Here is a 15,756-nt window from a genome sequence, read left to right on the forward strand (position 1 = left end):
CCGCTTGATTTCGACTCATTCCTCCGGGGAACCGCCGTGCCGCTCGTTCTCTACAACACGCTGAGCCGCAAAAGGGAAGTCTTCACGCCAATCGACCCGGCGCGGGTGCGGCTCTATGCCTGCGGCCCGACGGTCTACGATTTCGCGCATATCGGCAACGGGCGAATGGTCGTTGTGTTCGATTTGCTCTTTCGCGTGCTGCGCCTGCATTACGGGGTCGAGCGCGTCGTTTACGTCCGCAACATCACGGATATCGATGACAAGATCATCGATGGCGCGCGCGAGAGTGGCGAGCCGATCGAGATGCTGACGCGCCGCACGACGATGGCGTTTCACGCGGACATGGCGGCACTGGGCGCCTTGCCGCCGACCCGCGAGCCGCGTGCCACCGAGCACGTTCGCGAGATGATCTCGATGATCGAGCGCCTCATCGTCGGTGGGCACGCTTATGCCGCCGACGGGCACGTCCTCTTCTATATCCCTTCCGATCCTGATTACGGCAAGCTTTCCGGCCGTGATCGGCAGGAGCAGATCGACGGCGCCCGTGTCGAGGTCGCTCCCTACAAGCGCGATCCCGCCGATTTCGTGCTGTGGAAACCGTCAAGCGAGGACCAGCCCGGTTGGGAGAGCCCCTGGGGCCGCGGCCGGCCTGGATGGCACATCGAATGCTCGGCGATGAGCGAAGTGCACCTCGGCGAGACGTTCGACATTCACGGAGGCGGCCTCGATCTCGTCTTTCCGCACCATGAAAACGAAATCGCGCAGAGCGAGTCCGTTCACCGCAAGCCGTTCGCGCGGGTTTGGGTACATAACGGCTGGGTCATGGTGAATGGCGAGAAGATGTCGAAATCGCTCGGCAACCACAGGACGGTGCGCGAGCTTCTCGAGCAGGGTATCCCCGGCGAGGTGCTCCGTCTCGTCCTCCTTGGCGCCCACTACCGCCAGCCGCTCGACTTCACCGACCAAGTGGTTCTCCAGGCAAGGCAGCAGCTCGATCGATTCTACGGTGCGCTTAGAGGTGTTGCCGCGGCCGGCGTGCCGCTCGCGACGACCGACACGCAAGCTGAGGTTCTCGAAGCACTCGACGACGATTTGAACACGCCCTTGGCATTGGCACGGCTGCACGAGATTGCCGGCGAACTCAACATTGCCAACAAAGACGGCCGCCGGACCGAACAGGCAAAATTGTGCGCGGCACTTCTCGCCGGTGGTCGTCTCCTGGGGTTTCTGAGCCAGGACCCGGAGGCATGGTTCAAGGGCCAGGTCGGCCATGGTGGGAACCAGGAGGCCGCCGAGATCGAATCCCTGATCGCCGCGAGAAATGCCGCGAGGAAGGCGAAGGATTTTGCCGAGGCCGATCGCATTCGAGGCGATCTCTTGGCGCGCGGGATCTTGCTTGAAGACACACCGCGTGGAACCACGTGGCGGCGGGCCGGATAGCGTTGGCCGACCCCTTCTCCCGATCCAATGCCCTTCGCTTTCTGCGATCTGCCTTGATATGCTGCGTGCAAAGGCGAAAGCCGATCGAAGCCGGGACCGGCGAAGAAGTCCGGGCAAAAGGGGGCGAATGAAGAGGGTGCTGCGGCGGCGCGCGTGCGAGTGGATTGCTGCGCTCCTGGTATCGATCTCTGTTTTCCCGTCAGTTCCGTCCGCCGAAGTCGCCAAGGGCAACGTACGGATCGGCGTGCTGACCGATCTCTCGGGCTTTGCCTCCGATGCGGCCGGCGAAGGATCGATCGTCGCCGTGCGGATGGCGGTTGAGGATTTCGGCGGCGCTGTCGCCGGCATGCCGATCGAAGTCGTCTCGGCCGATCACCAGGACAAGTCCGAGATAGGTGCTGAGATCGCGCGCGAATGGCTCGACAATCAAGGTGTCGATGTCGTGGTCGATGTCGCGGTGTCGCCGGTCGCACTCGCCGTCAATGAGGTCGTGCGCGAGCGCAACAAGGTCTTGCTTGCGACCGCACCGACGACCGAGGAACTGACCGGCAGCGCTTGCTCGCCCAATACCGTGCATTGGACGCTCGATGCGTGGGCCGTCGCGACGGCTACGACGCGCGGCCTTCTGAAACTCGGCGACGATAGTTGGTTCTTCATCACGGGAGACCACCGGGTTGGCTTGGCGCTCGAGCGCGACGCGCGCGCGGCAATCGAAAAATCCAGTGGCACCGTTGTCGGCGATGTGCGCACGCCGTTCGACTATCCCGACTTCTCGCCGGCGGTGCTTTCGGCGCAAGGTTCGCACGCGAAGGCGATCGGCTTGGCGGTCACCGGCGCCAACATTCACAACGCGATCCGGCAGGCGGCCGAGCATGGTGTCGGTTCGGGCGGTCAGGCATTGGCCGGGCTTGCAACCGAAATCACCGATGTGCACGCAATCGGCCTCAAGGCGGCCCAGGGAGTCTATTTGGCAGAGCCGTTTTACTGGAACCTGAGCCCTGAGACCCGCGATTGGAGCCAGCGCTTCGCAACGCTCCACGACAGCCGGATGCCGACCGCACTTCAGGCCGGCGCTTACGCCGCGACTCTTCACTATCTCAAGGCGCTTGCGGTTAATCGAAGCGACGACGGCCGGCGGGTCGTTGCGGCGATGAAGGCGATGGCGACGAACGATCCGCTTTTCGGGCCCGGCTCGATCCGTGCCGACGGCCGAGCGCTCCACCCAATGTATCTATTCCAGGTAAAACGGCCGGAGGAATCGAAGGGTGCGTGGGACTATTACAAGCTCGTCGAAACGATCCCCGCGCAAGACGCCTTCCGGCCGATCGAGGCGGGCGGATGCCCGCTCGTGGAGGGCAAATAGCCGAATTGGGCTCAGCCCATTCTGACGCTTGCCATCTCGGCGAAGAGATTGACCGAGACCTCGAGCCAGCGCAGGCCGAACTCGCCCGAATCCTGTGCGCGCACGACCTCGGCAAGAAACTCGCCACGCTCGCTCGAGCCGCGAATCTCGATTTTCCCCTCGATGCGATCACCCACCTTGAACGCACCGGGGGACGCTTCGATCAGGCAGCCCCCGAGGGACCAGTCCTTCGCCTCGAAGCGGCGCCATGAGGCAATGAGCATGAGCGTGGGCAACTCCGTGCGCGGGTGAGTGCGCCGATCCTTGCGCCATCTGGAAAGATTCAGGATTTCACTCAGTCCCGCCATCTAAGCCGCCATCGACTATTGCCCGACCGAAGGGACATCATGTGCAAAATGGGCTAATAAACGCTTAAAATTCCATCGACTTTATTCTGCCGAAAATCGCAAACTAAGCATGAAACTACAATGGTTTCATTGATCTATCCTGTATTTCCGTGTATTTGTCTGTGCAGACCAATGTCCTTGATTACCTTAGGCCGGCGCTCGTTCAGACAGATAGGGGGCGATAATGGGGGCACGGCGAGACCCCCGTGCCGCTCGCGGAGGGGGGCCCGTGAGACACCGCTGGATGATCGTCGTTCCGGTATTCGGCTTTGCTCTCGTCGGCACCGCACCGCTTGAGCCGGTTCGAGCGGACTGCATCAGCAATTGCTCGTCGTTTTATAATCCGCTGACCAACCCCAACAATTGGCAATCGCTCCGGAACGACTGCGTGTTGCGTTGCCCTCCGCAGCGGTCGAAGACGACCACCGCCTACGGCGCCCTCGCTTATGGGACGGAAAGCACGGCGTGGGGTTTCTCCTATAACCAGGACAGTGCCGACGCTGCCGCCCGGGTCGCGCTCGAAGGATGCAAGCCGAACGGCGACGACTGCAAAGTCGTCTACCACTTCTACAATACCTGTGCGGCACTCGCGGCGGTGGAGGACAAGGGCGTGTTCGCGACCGCCTACGCCGCCACGCGCGGTAAAGCCGAGGGTGCTGCAATGGCCGACTGCGCGCGCCAGTATGGCGATGGTTGCGTAATGGAAGTATCGGCTTGTTCTCTTCCTTGACACGCGACGCATTCGTCTTCTCGCTGAGCCTGAACGCGCACTCGAGTGCGTTGTCCTAGTACGCTGGATCGCCGCGCTCGGAGTTTCGATGGAGACAAGGGAAAGCCTGCGCGAAAGACGGCCTGCATTTCCTTCGCACGCCCAAACAAAAGCCCCGCCGGCGACCGCGGCGCGAGGAAGGGCACTCGCACCGCAATGCCTGCCGCATCGGGTCGGCTTGACGCGAAAGCGTCACACAACGGACAGCGCTCCTTGATATTTAAGTCACTAATATGTTGCAGAGCGTTAATTGGGGTGGGAGCCAAGGCCATGGCCAATGAGGAAATCCCGCAGATGCCAAGAGACGAGAAGGCGCACGCCGTGGCCGATATCGAGCGTAGGATAACAGCAATCCAGAGTGATGGCCGCGAGCCCGATCTTTGGGAGCGCGTATATTTGCTGGATGCAATTAGAGACCTTTTTCATGGCGCATACGGATCGGCCCGGAACCTGGCGGCGCGTGCGGCAACTCCACCAAATGACCGAAACTTAACAACAACGCTTCCGACCGATCCAAATTATACCAAAGCCAATATCGCATCGCTTCGACGCTATTTGGCGGTAGCCGTAGCGGAGCCGGCGCCTTCTGAAGTGGAGCCGGCACCATCTGACACGGTGGCGAAGGTGCTGCCGGCACTTGTTCCCCGCCTACCTCCGGGAGAGTACAGTGACGGCCATCCGCTGGACGAGGTCAACTACCTCGAATGTAAGCTGATTCTGAAGCCCGATCGCTTTACCGCCGCTCAGGCATTCCTCGAGTATGGCGCGATGATCCGCAACGTGGCGAAGAAATGCGGCATTGTCTGCGACGGCGTGGGCGTCGCACTGAGGCCGCAGATCCGCGAGGTGCTGTTCCTCGATACGCCCGATTTTCAGCTCTACTACAACGCCTTCATCTTGCGCCGACGCATCCGTTACGAGCTGGGATTCCCTGCCGGAGAACCCGAGATCGTGTTCAAGTTCCGGCATCCCGAGGCCCAGGCTGCCGCATCGCTTGACGTGCGGCCGAACGTCCCCGGCAAATATCGGATCAAGTTCAAGTCCGAGGCACTGCCACTCAAGGGAGAGGTCGGCGGCTACCGACTGCTGTTCTCGCACAACGTTCAGTTCGGTCTGAGCCAATTGCCGGAAGGCGAACGGACGTCGATGGCGACGCTGGCCAAGATCTTTCCTTGCCTCACGCACCTAAGTAAATCGCGAGACTACGTCCAGCTTGTGAATCAAACGATCGTCGAAGAGGTGCTACAGGATCTCGGCATGCTCGATTTCGGCAAGGGCGTCACAGCGAAAGCGAACATAGCTCTGTGGCGCGAGCGCGGTATGCATCGCCCACTCTGCGGCGAATTCGCATTCCAGGCGAAGTTCAAGCGTCGCGATGCGCTCCACGACAAGGCCCTCGAAAGGGCGCGCGCCTTCTTCATAGCACTTCAGCAAGCCGATCGCGACGGCCTGGACCTCAGCACCACAAAGACCGGCATGGTATACCGTTTGCGCGGCGACCCGAGGCAGGCGCTTGAATAGGCAACCAACCCGTGTCGGACCGGCCTCGATGAAACTGCTCGCGCGTTTTCAGGAAGACAACCTGCTCGGCGTTCGCTTCGCCCTTAACGTCTTCATTGGCGCGAGCATCCTGTGGTTTCTGCTGCGGTTCTTGGCCGATGCGAACCCGATTTGGGCTATTGCATCGATGATCGCGGCGAGCGAGCCGGTGGTAAAGAACGCCGTGCGAATGTTCCGCGCCCGGATCATCAACGTGCTTGTCGGCTGCGCGGTCGGCCTGGCGGTTTTGGCCATCGGCGGAACGAACGAATGGAAGGTGCCAGTTGCCATATCGATCGCCGTGCTTGTCTCGTCCTACGTCGTGCGCATCCAGACCATGTGGCGGCAGGCGCCGATCAATGCGGCTCTCGTAATCGCTTCCGGCTTGACCCAGCACTCGAAGCTAAGCGGCATCGAGGATGGCCTACAGAAGGTCGGCGAGGTCATCATGGGCTGCGTGATCGGTCTTCTCGTCACATGGCTCTGTTCGCACCTCTGGCCAATGAACAACAACGCCTCGAACTAGTGTGGTGGATTTCAAGTTCCTAGCATTTTCGTGGCATCCGCGTTTAGGAACTTCAAATCCGAATACCACACGGAAGACAACCTCGTGTGAGTACGCTGAGTCTGATGATTCATTCTCTTTTGGGTAGAAACACATGGATGCCCGGGTCACGCCCGGGCATGACGAAGGAAGAAGTCCAGGGCTGTTCGATTTAGATTTTGGCGCACCGGCCTCTGCGCAAAATAGCCCATAACCGTCACGGTCGGGCTTGCCCCGGGCATCCACACGAATGGAGAAGTCAGGAATCATTTGTCGGTCAGAACGCACGATTGTGCTTTGAATCCGAATTTCGCTCCCGATCCCGCCCCCTAATGTGGCGAATTTCGGATTCGCCACGCGAGTGCGTCAATCGCAACCGAGTAATGCCGAATTACAACTGCATGACCACGCGATTCTCACGCGAAATTTATCGAACTAACAAATATGTAAGTGTGCGGAGCCTGACATATTTTATATGCGTACCGACCTGCACCCATTTGGGATTCGGCAGAAATCTTACGGAAGTCATGCCACTCAGTCAGATTGAAGGAGATGGTCATGCCGACACTTCGGAATATCGTGCTTACGGCTATTCTTTTATCGGTCAGCGGTTGGGTCTTACCGCAGAACAACCTCACATATGGTAACGCAGGGGTCATTGCATTTAACGACCAGGGCGGTGGCGGCACGGGAGGTGGCGGTGCTGGTGGCGCCGGATCGGGTGGTGGCGCAGGTGGCGGTGCTGGTGGCTCCGGTTCAGGTGGTGGCGGTATGGGCGGTGGCGGCCACGGCGCGGGAAAGATGTAGGGTATCGTTCAGACCCCCTGCGTCTCGCGTGCATATTTTTCTGCGACGAGAGAACACAAAAACCAGGCTGACCATGGGATGAAAGACGGGGCGAGGTTATCGTCATCCCACCGCTTGAGGGGATGTTTTACAGGCGGCCGCAAGTCACTTTGAGGTGACTGGTTGTTCGCTGTGCGCGACGCCTTCGGCCTCGGGCGTTCGCATGGCCCGTCTCGCGATGCGTTAGGTTCAAATGAAGTGCCGAATCTGGAGCGGAACTCGGTCACTCCGGACCGGTGCGACCGTGCCAGGGATCCGGGCCCGGGTCGCGTCCCGCAGCAACCTCCGCTAGCCGGTCGAAGTAATGGGCCCAACCTTCCGCATGTCCGGCGCATTGCTCGGCACTGGGCAGGCCAGTGTGGGTCAGGCGCAGCAACGTTCCATCCGTCCGCTCGATCAGGTCGATCTCGACCAGACTAGACCCGGGTGGCACGACCTCGCTATCGTCCCAGCCAAAGCTGTAGGCCAAGCGGTGCACCGGCACCACCTCGCGGAAGGTGCCGCGGGCGAAGCGAGCGCCTGTGACGTTGACGAGGTAAAGACCGCCGGGCCGCGGCTCAAGCTGTGCTTCCGTCCCTATCCAGCGCAGGATCATCTGCGGGTCGGTCAGGAGTGCGAACACCGCGGCGGGCGGCGCTGGAATGTGCGTCTCGCGGCGGACGACGAGGGCCTCTTGCATCGGTCTCCTCCATGGCTGAGATGGTTGCTCTGCCTTCGGTGGAAGACGGTTGGGGGGCGGTGTTGTGGTCTCCGGGAGATTAGACCCGCGGGGGTCGCTTGCGCTATTGTCGCAGCGTTTTCGGCAAATGATCAGTCGAAGCGATGAGGCAGCCTTCGAAAATTTACCGCTTGAGGATCGATGGAGTCATCCGTGAAACCGCTCTTTGAGATGCTCGCAGCCTATAATGCCTGGGCGAACGAGCGACTATATGCCGCCGCGGCACTCGTGCCAGAGCGCGAGTACCGCGCCGATCACGGCGTCTTCTTTTCTTCACTCCACGGCACGCTCAACCATCTCCTCGTGGGAGACCGTATTTGGATGCACCGCTTCACGGGCGAGGGCGAGGTGCCCAAAGCCCTCGAGTCCATCCTCTACGACGACTTCGGCTCGCTCCTCGAGGCGCGGCGCACCGAGGACGCACGCGTCATCGCCTACATCTCGCGGCTCGACGAGGCGACGCTTGCCGGCACGATCCTCTACCGCTCGACGCGCTCGCCTGCGGAACTCGAGCAGAAATTGGCCCCGCTTCTTCTCCATTTCTTCAATCACCAGACCCACCATCGCGGGCAGGCGCACGCGATCCTCACAAGAATTATGGACGAGGCGCCGTCCTTGGACCTGCTGGTCTTCCAGCGCGAGAGCGGGCTCAGCATGATCAAGAACCAGGGCGGCGACTTCAGCGCCCCCGAACGCAGGCCGAGGCGGCGAGAATAGAGTCCCTTGGGCGCACGAGAAGGCCATCATTACCTCGCGCGGACCCAAAATGAGGCCCACTGGCCGTTCTGCGCTAATCAGCCAAAACAGACTCAGCACAGTTGACCCCGGTGCTCCAGCACATCGCGCCGAAAAGTGCTGGATGCGACAAAGCGCCCGGACCTATCCGGCGGGAACAGTGCCAAGTCTTTGACTTGGCGCGGCCTTTCATGGCAACGTTCGGCACCTCTGGCGGGCACGGCGGACGGAATGGGTGGGAATGCGCATCTACCTTTATGACAGCACGCTGCGCGACGGCGGGCAGACGCAAGGTGTCGATTTTTCGGCCGTCGACAAGGCCGCGATCGCGACGGCGCTCGACCGCCTCGGCATCGATTATGTCGAGGGTGGTTGGCCCGGCGCCAATCCGACTGACGATGCCTTCTTCGCCAATCCCCCGGCACTCCGTCACGCGAAGCTTGCCGCCTTCGGTATGACGCGCCGTGCGGGCAGAAGTGCGGCAAACGATCCGGGACTTTCAGCACTTCTGGCCTCGCCGGCGAAGGCCGTCTGCCTCGTTGGCAAGAGTTGGGACCACCATGTGGTGACCGCGCTAGGCGTGGCGCTTGACGAGAATATCCGCATGATCGCCGAGAGTGTCGCGCACGCGTGCGCAAAGGTCGACGAAGTGATGTTCGATGCGGAGCACTTCTTCGACGGCTATAAGGCGAATGCATCCTATGCACTTCAGTGCGTGGAGGCCGCCCGTTCCGCCGGTGCGCGGTGGATCGTCCTTTGCGACACGAACGGCGGCACGCTGCCCGATGAGGTCGAGCGCATCGTACGCGATGTCGCGGGGCGCATCCCCGGAGAACGCCTCGGCATCCACTGCCACAACGACACGGACAACGCCGTCGCAAACTCGCTTGCGGCCGTGCGCGCGGGCGCGCGACAAATCCAGGGTACCCTCAACGGTCTTGGCGAGCGTTGTGGGAACGCCAACCTCGTCTCCCTGATCCCCACGCTCGTGCTCAAGATGGGATGCGAACTCGGGGTCTCGCGCGACGGTCTCAAGCAACTGACCCACGTCTCGCGTCTTCTCGACGAGCGGCTCAATCAGGCGCCGCGACGGAATGCGCCCTATGTCGGGGAGAGTGCTTTCGCACACAAGGGCGGCCTACACGTCTCGGCGGTCGAAAAAGACCCGACTTGCTACGAGCATGTCCAGCCTGAGCTTGTCGGCAACGCGCGGCACATCGTCGTCTCGGACCAGGCAGGACGGTCGAATATCCTGGCACGGTTTCGCGAAATCGGCCTTGCGGTAGATGCAGGCGATCCGAAGGTGTCGAAACTCGTCGAGAAGGTGAAAGAACAAGAATATCAGGGCTACGCCTACGATGGTGCGGAAGCGAGCTTCGAGCTTTTGGCGCGGCGCGAGCTCGACGGCCTGCCCCATTACTTCCGTACGCAAAGCTTTCGCGTCGAGACGGAGCGGCGCTGGAACGCCAAGGGCGAGATCGTGACGATCTCCCAGGCCGTCGTGAAGATCGTCGTGGGCGACGATCCCCACATGGAGGTTGCAGAAGGAAACGGGCCGGTCGACGCGCTCGACACCGCACTGCGCAAGGCGCTCGCAAAGCACTATCCGCACCTCGCCGACATGCGCCTCGTCGACTACAAAGTGCGCATCCTGACGCCGACCGAGGGGACGCGCGCCGTCACGCGCGTGATGATCGAAAGTGCGGATGGCCAGGGCGCGCGCTGGTCGACGGTCGGCATATCGCCCAACATCATCGAGGCGTCCTACGAAGCACTGGGCGATGGCATCGTCTACAAGCTGTTCCGCGACGGGGCGATCGAGCGATAGCATCGCGGCATGGCCGGCACCGATCGAACGAAGCGCCAAAAGCCATTGAGGCACCGAGGGCCGACGGTGATCCTGGTCGAGCCTCAGCTCGGCGAGAATATCGGCTTTGCCGCACGCGCGATGCTCAATTGCGGGCTCACGGATCTTCGCATCGTCCGGCCACGGGACGGCTGGCCGAACCCAAAGGCCAAAGCCGCGGCGTCCGGCGCCGACACGGTACTGGAACGGGCAATGATTTTCGACGCCATTTCCGATGCAACAGCCGGCCTGCAGCAGCTTTACGCCACGACCGCGCGGCGGCGTGAGATGGTAAAGCCTGTCCTGACGCCGCGCCGAGCGGCCGAGGACGCGCGCGAGCGGGTCGCGAAAGGGGAGCGTGTCGGAATCCTCTTCGGGCCCGAACGCGCGGGCCTCGAGAACGACCACGTATCGCTCGCCGATGCGGTCATCCAGGCCCCGCTCAACCCCGCCTTCGCCTCCCTCAATCTCGGGCAGGCGGTACTGATCGTCGCTTATGAATGGTGGCAGGCGGGCAGCACGGTTCCCGCGTCACACACACCGCTTGGCAAGAGCCCGCGCGCCAATCGCGCCCAGCTCCTCGGCCTCTTCGCGCACCTCGAGGCGGAGCTGGTGGCATGCGGATTCCTCCGCAACGAGGAAAAGCGCCCATCCGTCATGCGCAATATCCGCAACGCGCTCGAGCGGGCCGAACTTACGGCCCAGGAGGTGCGGACCTTCCGGGGCATCGTCGCCAACCTCGTCGAGCCCAAATTCAAGCGGCCTGCGCGTTCACGCAAGGCTTGAGGGGACGACTGAGGCCCAGGTAGGGCGAATTTAGGATTTGCCACACGAGCGAGTATTTGACAGACGCAGGCTCCTGGCTATACTCCGCGGCTCTTTCCGAGAAAGTGGGCCGTTTCCTGAGGATTTTGACCCCGTCCGCTTGGACTTCGCCAAGGCTGGACCTATCGGGACAACAACAACCTTACAACGCGAAAGCGAGAGTGGAATGACCAAGCGCGCGGAATCGAAATACAAAATCAATCGACGGCTCGGCGCCAATCTCTGGGGCCGGCCCAAGAGTCCCTATAACAAACGCGAATACGGCCCCGGCCAGCATGGCCAGCGTCGCAAGAAGCCCTCGGATTACGGTTTGCAGCTTGCGGCCAAACAAAAGCTCAAGGGCTATTACGGCAACATCACCGAGCGGCAGTTCCGCCGCTATTACCTCGAGGCGATTCGCCGCCGCGGGGACACGGGCGAGCACCTGGTGCAGCTTCTCGAGCGTCGCCTCGACTCGGTCGTCTATCGCATGAAATTCGTGCCGCGTGTTCGCAGCACGCCAGTTCGTGAACCACGGCCATGTTCGCGTCAATGGCCGGCGCGTGACCGTCGCATCCTACCAGGTCAAGGACGAGGATATCGTCGAGGTCAAGGAGAAGTCGCGCGAGCTGGCGCTGGTGCTTGAATCGATCGTCTCGGGCGAGCGCGACGTGCCCGATTATGTCCAAGTCGATTTCAAGAAGATGCAGGGCAAGTTCGTTCGCGGGCCCAAGCTCGCCGACATCCCCTATCCCGTGCAAATGGAACCGAACCTCGTCGTCGAGTTCTATTCGCGCTGAGCCCGACCGCTCCCGCGCGTGGGGACGTGCTCCATCCGTGCCCCAGGGAGCCAGTACGGAGGGTGGTACTTGCCTTGACCCGACTTTGCCTTATACCAACGGGCTCTGCTGCGTCTCCTCTAAAATCGAGCGGTCGGTGATCGTAGCCGTTGGTATTACGCTTTAGCCTGGGGCGCATTCGTTTCGTCGACCTCGAGCCACATGGCATTGAGAATCGCGAACGAACAGGCAAGGCCGAGTCCGAGGATCCATGAAAAATACCACATCGAAGCGTCTCCCGATTCAGATCAGTAATGCTCGTGCACGTCGCCCTCGATCTCCTTCGCGGTCACCTTCCCGCGCATGATATGGAATACCCAACCCGTGTAGGCGACGATCGCGGGCAGGAACACCGCGGCGCCTATCAGCATAATAAATAGCGTCGTCGGGCTGGACGACGAATCCCACACGGTGAGGCTGCTCCTGGGGTCGGTCGATGACGGCAGCAGAAACGGGAAAAGGCTGAACCCCGCCGTCGCAATCACGCCGGCGACACCCAGGCTACTGGCGACGAAGGCGAGAACGTCGCGCCCCACGCGCAGGAAGATCGCCGCGAGGATGGCCCCGGCATAGCCAACGGCCGGTGCGGCCGCAAGCCAAGGATGGATGCCGTAATTGCGAAGCCAGGCGCCCGTTTCCCGGGCGACGGTCTTCACCAACGGATTGGACGGCAGGCTTGGATCGATCGGGCTTTGGATGACGTAGCCGTCGATGCCAAACGCGATCCATAGGCCGCCAAACGTAAACAATGCGACGAGTGCCCCCGCCGCCGAAATGGCCGCACCCCGCGCCCGCTCGGCGACGATACCGTCCGCCTTGATCGCGAGCCAGGCGCCGCCTTGCATTGCGAGCATCGCGATGCTGGTCAATCCGCAAAGGACCGGAAACGGGCCGAGCAATTCGAAGAAGCCGCCGGTGTAGTCGGGCCTGAGTGCATCGTCGAACTTGAACGGCGCTCCGAGGAAGAGGTTGCCGAATGCGACGCCGAACACGAGCGAGGGCACCACTCCGGCGATGAAGAACAACCAATCCCACGTTCGCCGCCACGCTCTCGCATCGAGCTTGCTACGGAACGCGATTGCGACCGGTCGCAGGATCAGTGCGCCGAGGACGAGGATCATCGCGATATAGAACCCGGAGAAGGACGTCGCATAAAGGGCTGGCCAGGCGGCGAAAGTAGCGCCGCCGCCGAGGATGAACCAAACCTGGTTGCCCTCCCACACCGGACCGATTGAGTTGACCAGCACGCGCCGCTCGCTGTCCGTGCGGGCGACGAAGGGCTGCAGCATGGCCGCACCGAGATCGAACCCGTCCATGACCGCGAAGGCGATCAGGAGCAAGCCAAGGAGCGCCCACCAGATGAACCGCAGAAGACCGTAATCGATCGGAACCATGTTGCTCTCCTCACTCCCCGCCGGGGGCGAGTATCGACCCGGCGGGCACGGATGGTGTGCTCGAATGCATGGGGCCGATGCGGATGTATTTGACCAGCAAAAAGACATCGACGATCGCCAAGGTCGAATAGAAAAGCACGAAGCCGGCGATGCTGAAGATTACGTTGCCGGCCGGAACGTTGGACGCCGCGAGAAATGTCGGCAGCACGCCCTCGACGACCCAGGGCTGCCGGCCGTACTCGGCCACGATCCAGCCGACCTCGGCGGCGAGCCACGGCATCGGCAGGCTCAAGAGTGCGAGCCACAGGAACCATTTGCGTTCGAGTCGCCGTCGCGACGCGAGGTAGAATGAAAGGGCAAAAAGGGCGATGAAATAGAATCCGCAGCCGACCATCAGCCGGAACGACCAGAAAAGTGCGAGCACGTCGGGGACGGTGTCGAGTGCCGCCTGATGGATCTGTGCGTCGGTGGCGGTCAGGATATCGGGCGTATATCGCTTGAGAAGGAGCGCATAGCCCAGATCATGGAGATACGGTTCCATCGCGGCCGAGGACGGAATCGTTGGATGGGCGCGCAGGTCCACGAGAAGCTTGTAGCCGATGAGGCCGTTGCGGATGCGCGCTTCGCCGGACGCGACGAGCTGCTTGATGCCGTGGACGGGCTGGTCGATCGAGCGCGTGGCGATTAGGCCGAGCAGCCACGGAATTGAAACCTGATATCGGTTGGTTTGGGCCGCCTGGTCGGGGATGCTGAACAGCAGGAGACTGGCGGGCGGGTCTTCGGTTTCCCACATGGCCTCCATCGCGGCAATCTTCATTTTCTGGTTGAGCGTCGCGGTGTAACCGCTTTCGTCGCCGAGCACGACGACCGAAAGTGCCGACGCGAGCCCAAAGCTCGCCGCGACGGTCATCGAGCGCTTGGCGAATGCCACATGGCGGCCCCTAAGGAGATACCATGCGCTGATCGACAGTACGAACATCGAACCCGTGACGTATCCGGCACTCACGGTATGCACGAATTTCGACTGCGCGACCGGATTGAACAGCACATCCCCGAAGGACGTGATTTCCATCCGCAGCGTCGCCGGATTGAAGCGGGCCCCCACGGGGTTCTGCATCCAGGCATTGGCGATGAGGATCCAAAGGGCCGAGAAATTGCTGCCGAGCGCCACGAGCCACGTCACGGTGAGATGCCCGATCCTGGAGAGCCGGTTCCAGCCGAAGAAGAAGAGGCCGACCAGCGTCGCTTCGAGGAAGAAGGCCATGAGGCCCTCGAGCGCCAAGGGTGCACCGAAAACATCGCCGACGTAATGGGCGTAATAGGCCCAGTTCGTGCCGAACTGGAACTCCATGGTGATGCCGGTCGCGACCCCCATCGCGAAATTGATGCCGAACAGGACGCCCCAAAACTTCGTCATCTCGCGCCAGATCGTGCGCCTCGTCATGACGTAAACGCTTTCCATGATCGCGAGCAAAATCGAGAGGCCGATGGTGAGCGGGACGAACAGGAAATGGTAGAGGGCTGTCAGCGCGAATTGTAGCCGCGATAGCTGGACGACATCGAGCTCGGGCATGTCAATCCCCCCTCTCGACAAGGCTCTGGCCGAAGACGTTGGACGCCACGCGGTCGGTCGTTGCGTCGACGCGATGGGAAGGGCCGAAGAAGGCGAAATAGAGCAGGATCAGCGCAATTACCTTGAACGCAAGGGCGGCGGCGATCTCGCACGCAAGCGTCCTGCCCCGATGCGTCATGTTTTTTGACCGGCCATGTGGACGGTACTCTCCCCCGTCGACATCATACAACCGCAAGCATCCCCAAGGCGAGAACCCATCTCCGAGTCGGCCCAAAATGCGCGAATTTTTTTGTTCAACCGAGGTGAGCAACCCCGGGACGTATCTGCGGCCTTGTGTAGCAAATCCGAAATTCGCGCTCCTTGGGGGCGAGGCCCGCTAGTGAATTTCGAATTCAAAGCGACACGAGAAACGACCTCTCTGCCGTGCCGACAACCGGCGTCAGGGCTCGGTCATCCAAGTCGCGGCTATGGGATGAGACCTTTGGCGCGGATGTGAACGTCCAGACGCGCAACAGCAAGCAGACAGCGGCGGCTCCGAGCGTTTTACACAATTACAATATTATATAATAAAATACTAATAACATATTTCAAGAAAGATAAGCTATCAGCGATATCGGTCGACGCTTTAAAACGTTTTCGCGGCTCTATTGAGAAAATCGAAAAACAATATTGATACGAGGTGTATCGTTTTTCTATGGCTAAGGCACCATTGCACTCTTATACTTCGGGTTGCCTTTGCAGGGATCGTTTTTTGTTGGATCGCGATATCGCCGACGTCGGGTTCCGCCTGCAATCGCGCCACGCGGCGTCGAGCCATGAACGCACCGATGCGCATCGTCAAATGGCTAAGGGAAAGAAAGGACGCACTCAATGGAAGCAAACGCAAATCCTGAAGTTCGCGAGCTAAGCGCTGGCGAGGTGGAATTCGTCAGCGGTGCTAACCAATCCTTATTTGGAGCC

16 protein-coding genes and 1 pseudogene are annotated in these 15,756 nt (G+C 61.2%); 10 read left to right on the plus strand and 7 right to left on the minus strand.

The annotated features are described in order from the left end of the window. Window positions 1–36 precede the first annotated feature (36 nt). On the plus strand, window positions 37–1,440 hold the full coding sequence (gene cysS / locus VEJ16_17265; GenBank protein HYB11414.1) for a cysteine--tRNA ligase: 1,404 nt from the start codon (window positions 37–39) through the stop codon (window positions 1,438–1,440). Window positions 1,441–1,567: 127 nt separating this feature from the next. Beyond that, a complete protein-coding gene (locus tag VEJ16_17270) occupies window positions 1,568–2,803 on the plus strand; it encodes an ABC transporter substrate-binding protein (GenBank protein HYB11415.1) in 1,236 nt (411 codons plus the stop codon). 11 nt (window positions 2,804–2,814) lie between these two features. On the opposite strand, the gene VEJ16_17275 is transcribed toward VEJ16_17270, so the two are convergent. Next, on the minus strand, window positions 2,815–3,150 hold the full coding sequence (locus VEJ16_17275) for a PilZ domain-containing protein (GenBank protein ID HYB11416.1): 336 nt from the start codon (window positions 3,148–3,150) through the stop codon (window positions 2,815–2,817). 268 nt (window positions 3,151–3,418) lie between these two features. Between VEJ16_17275 and VEJ16_17280 the strand changes: the two genes are divergently transcribed. Next, a complete protein-coding gene (locus VEJ16_17280; GenBank protein ID HYB11417.1) occupies window positions 3,419–3,919 on the plus strand; it encodes a DUF4189 domain-containing protein in 501 nt (166 codons plus the stop codon). A 285-nt stretch (window positions 3,920–4,204) separates the two neighbouring features. Here VEJ16_17280 and VEJ16_17285 read toward each other — a convergent pair whose 3' ends face one another. Beyond that, window positions 4,205–4,384, minus strand: a complete 180-nt coding sequence (locus tag VEJ16_17285; protein HYB11418.1) for a hypothetical protein — start codon at window positions 4,382–4,384, stop codon at window positions 4,205–4,207. 165 nt (window positions 4,385–4,549) lie between these two features. Between VEJ16_17285 and VEJ16_17290 the strand changes: the two genes are divergently transcribed. The 3 genes from VEJ16_17290 (at window position 4,550) to VEJ16_17300 (ending at window position 6,848) form a co-directional block, all read left to right on the plus strand. Next, window positions 4,550–5,479, plus strand: coding sequence for a hypothetical protein (locus VEJ16_17290; GenBank protein ID HYB11419.1), 930 nt, complete (start codon window positions 4,550–4,552; stop codon window positions 5,477–5,479). 28 nt (window positions 5,480–5,507) lie between these two features. Continuing rightward, a complete protein-coding gene (locus VEJ16_17295) occupies window positions 5,508–6,023 on the plus strand; it encodes an FUSC family protein (protein ID HYB11420.1) in 516 nt (171 codons plus the stop codon). 576 nt (window positions 6,024–6,599) lie between these two features. Further along, window positions 6,600–6,848: a hypothetical protein gene (locus VEJ16_17300; GenBank protein HYB11421.1), complete on the plus strand. Its 249-nt coding sequence runs from the start codon at window positions 6,600–6,602 to the stop codon at window positions 6,846–6,848. A gap of 262 nt (window positions 6,849–7,110) precedes the next feature. On the opposite strand, the gene VEJ16_17305 is transcribed toward VEJ16_17300, so the two are convergent. Continuing rightward, a complete protein-coding gene (locus VEJ16_17305; protein ID HYB11422.1) occupies window positions 7,111–7,566 on the minus strand; it encodes an SRPBCC family protein in 456 nt (151 codons plus the stop codon). 192 nt (window positions 7,567–7,758) lie between these two features. Here VEJ16_17305 and VEJ16_17310 point away from each other — a divergent pair, with 192 nt between their 5' ends. The 4 genes and pseudogenes from VEJ16_17310 (at window position 7,759) to rpsD (ending at window position 11,790) form a co-directional block, all read left to right on the plus strand. Further along, window positions 7,759–8,322 (plus strand): DinB family protein, encoded by a 564-nt coding sequence (locus VEJ16_17310; protein ID HYB11423.1) that lies wholly within the window; start codon window positions 7,759–7,761, stop codon window positions 8,320–8,322. A gap of 259 nt (window positions 8,323–8,581) precedes the next feature. Beyond that, window positions 8,582–10,168 carry a citramalate synthase gene (gene cimA, locus VEJ16_17315; protein ID HYB11424.1) on the plus strand — a complete coding sequence of 529 codons (1,587 nt, stop codon included), beginning with the start codon at window positions 8,582–8,584 and terminating at the stop codon, window positions 10,166–10,168. Between the two features lie 66 nt (window positions 10,169–10,234). Next, complete coding sequence (locus tag VEJ16_17320; protein HYB11425.1) at window positions 10,235–10,972, plus strand: RNA methyltransferase; 738 nt, start codon at window positions 10,235–10,237, stop codon at window positions 10,970–10,972. Window positions 10,973–11,177: 205 nt separating this feature from the next. Further along, window positions 11,178–11,790 (plus strand): annotated as a pseudogene (gene rpsD, locus VEJ16_17325) (30S ribosomal protein S4). 155 nt (window positions 11,791–11,945) lie between these two features. Here the strand turns inward: rpsD and cydX are convergent. From cydX to VEJ16_17345, 4 genes are read right to left on the minus strand one after another with little or no spacing between them, the layout of a single operon-like run. Beyond that, the gene (cydX, locus tag VEJ16_17330) at window positions 11,946–12,056 is read right to left on the minus strand and encodes a cytochrome bd-I oxidase subunit CydX (GenBank protein ID HYB11426.1); all 111 of its coding nucleotides are present in this window, start codon (window positions 12,054–12,056) and stop codon (window positions 11,946–11,948) included. A gap of 21 nt (window positions 12,057–12,077) precedes the next feature. Then, a complete protein-coding gene (gene cydB / locus VEJ16_17335; protein ID HYB11427.1) occupies window positions 12,078–13,223 on the minus strand; it encodes a cytochrome d ubiquinol oxidase subunit II in 1,146 nt (381 codons plus the stop codon). A 10-nt stretch (window positions 13,224–13,233) separates the two neighbouring features. Further along, window positions 13,234–14,796, minus strand: a complete 1,563-nt coding sequence (locus VEJ16_17340; GenBank protein HYB11428.1) for a cytochrome ubiquinol oxidase subunit I — start codon at window positions 14,794–14,796, stop codon at window positions 13,234–13,236. Between the two features lies 1 nt (window position 14,797). After that, window positions 14,798–14,974 (minus strand): phosphoglycerate mutase, encoded by a 177-nt coding sequence (locus VEJ16_17345; GenBank protein HYB11429.1) that lies wholly within the window; start codon window positions 14,972–14,974, stop codon window positions 14,798–14,800. Window positions 14,975–15,756 lie beyond the last annotated feature (782 nt).

This window comes from Alphaproteobacteria bacterium (genome assembly GCA_035625915.1).
GTDB lineage: Bacteria > Pseudomonadota > Alphaproteobacteria > JACZXZ01 > JACZXZ01 > DATDHA01.

Bases quoted from the DNA above. Each gene is read 5' to 3' on its own strand.
- VEJ16_17270 (HYB11415.1), top strand. From the start codon at position 1,568: ATGAAGAGGGTGCTGCGGCGGCGCGCGTGCGAGTGGATTGCTGCGCTC.
- VEJ16_17275 (HYB11416.1), bottom strand. From the start codon at position 3,150: ATGGCGGGACTGAGTGAAATCCTGAATCTTTCCAGATGGCGCAAGGAT.
- VEJ16_17285 (HYB11418.1), bottom strand. From the start codon at position 4,384: ATGAAAAAGGTCTCTAATTGCATCCAGCAAATATACGCGCTCCCAAAG.
- VEJ16_17295 (HYB11420.1), top strand. From the start codon at position 5,508: ATGAAACTGCTCGCGCGTTTTCAGGAAGACAACCTGCTCGGCGTTCGC.
- VEJ16_17300 (HYB11421.1), top strand. From the start codon at position 6,600: ATGCCGACACTTCGGAATATCGTGCTTACGGCTATTCTTTTATCGGTC.
- VEJ16_17305 (HYB11422.1), bottom strand. From the start codon at position 7,566: ATGCAAGAGGCCCTCGTCGTCCGCCGCGAGACGCACATTCCAGCGCCG.
- cimA (HYB11424.1), top strand. From the start codon at position 8,582: ATGCGCATCTACCTTTATGACAGCACGCTGCGCGACGGCGGGCAGACG.
- cydX (HYB11426.1), bottom strand. From the start codon at position 12,056: ATGTGGTATTTTTCATGGATCCTCGGACTCGGCCTTGCCTGTTCGTTC.
- cydB (HYB11427.1), bottom strand. From the start codon at position 13,223: ATGGTTCCGATCGATTACGGTCTTCTGCGGTTCATCTGGTGGGCGCTC.
- VEJ16_17340 (HYB11428.1), bottom strand. From the start codon at position 14,796: ATGCCCGAGCTCGATGTCGTCCAGCTATCGCGGCTACAATTCGCGCTG.
- VEJ16_17345 (HYB11429.1), bottom strand. From the start codon at position 14,974: ATGACGCATCGGGGCAGGACGCTTGCGTGCGAGATCGCCGCCGCCCTT.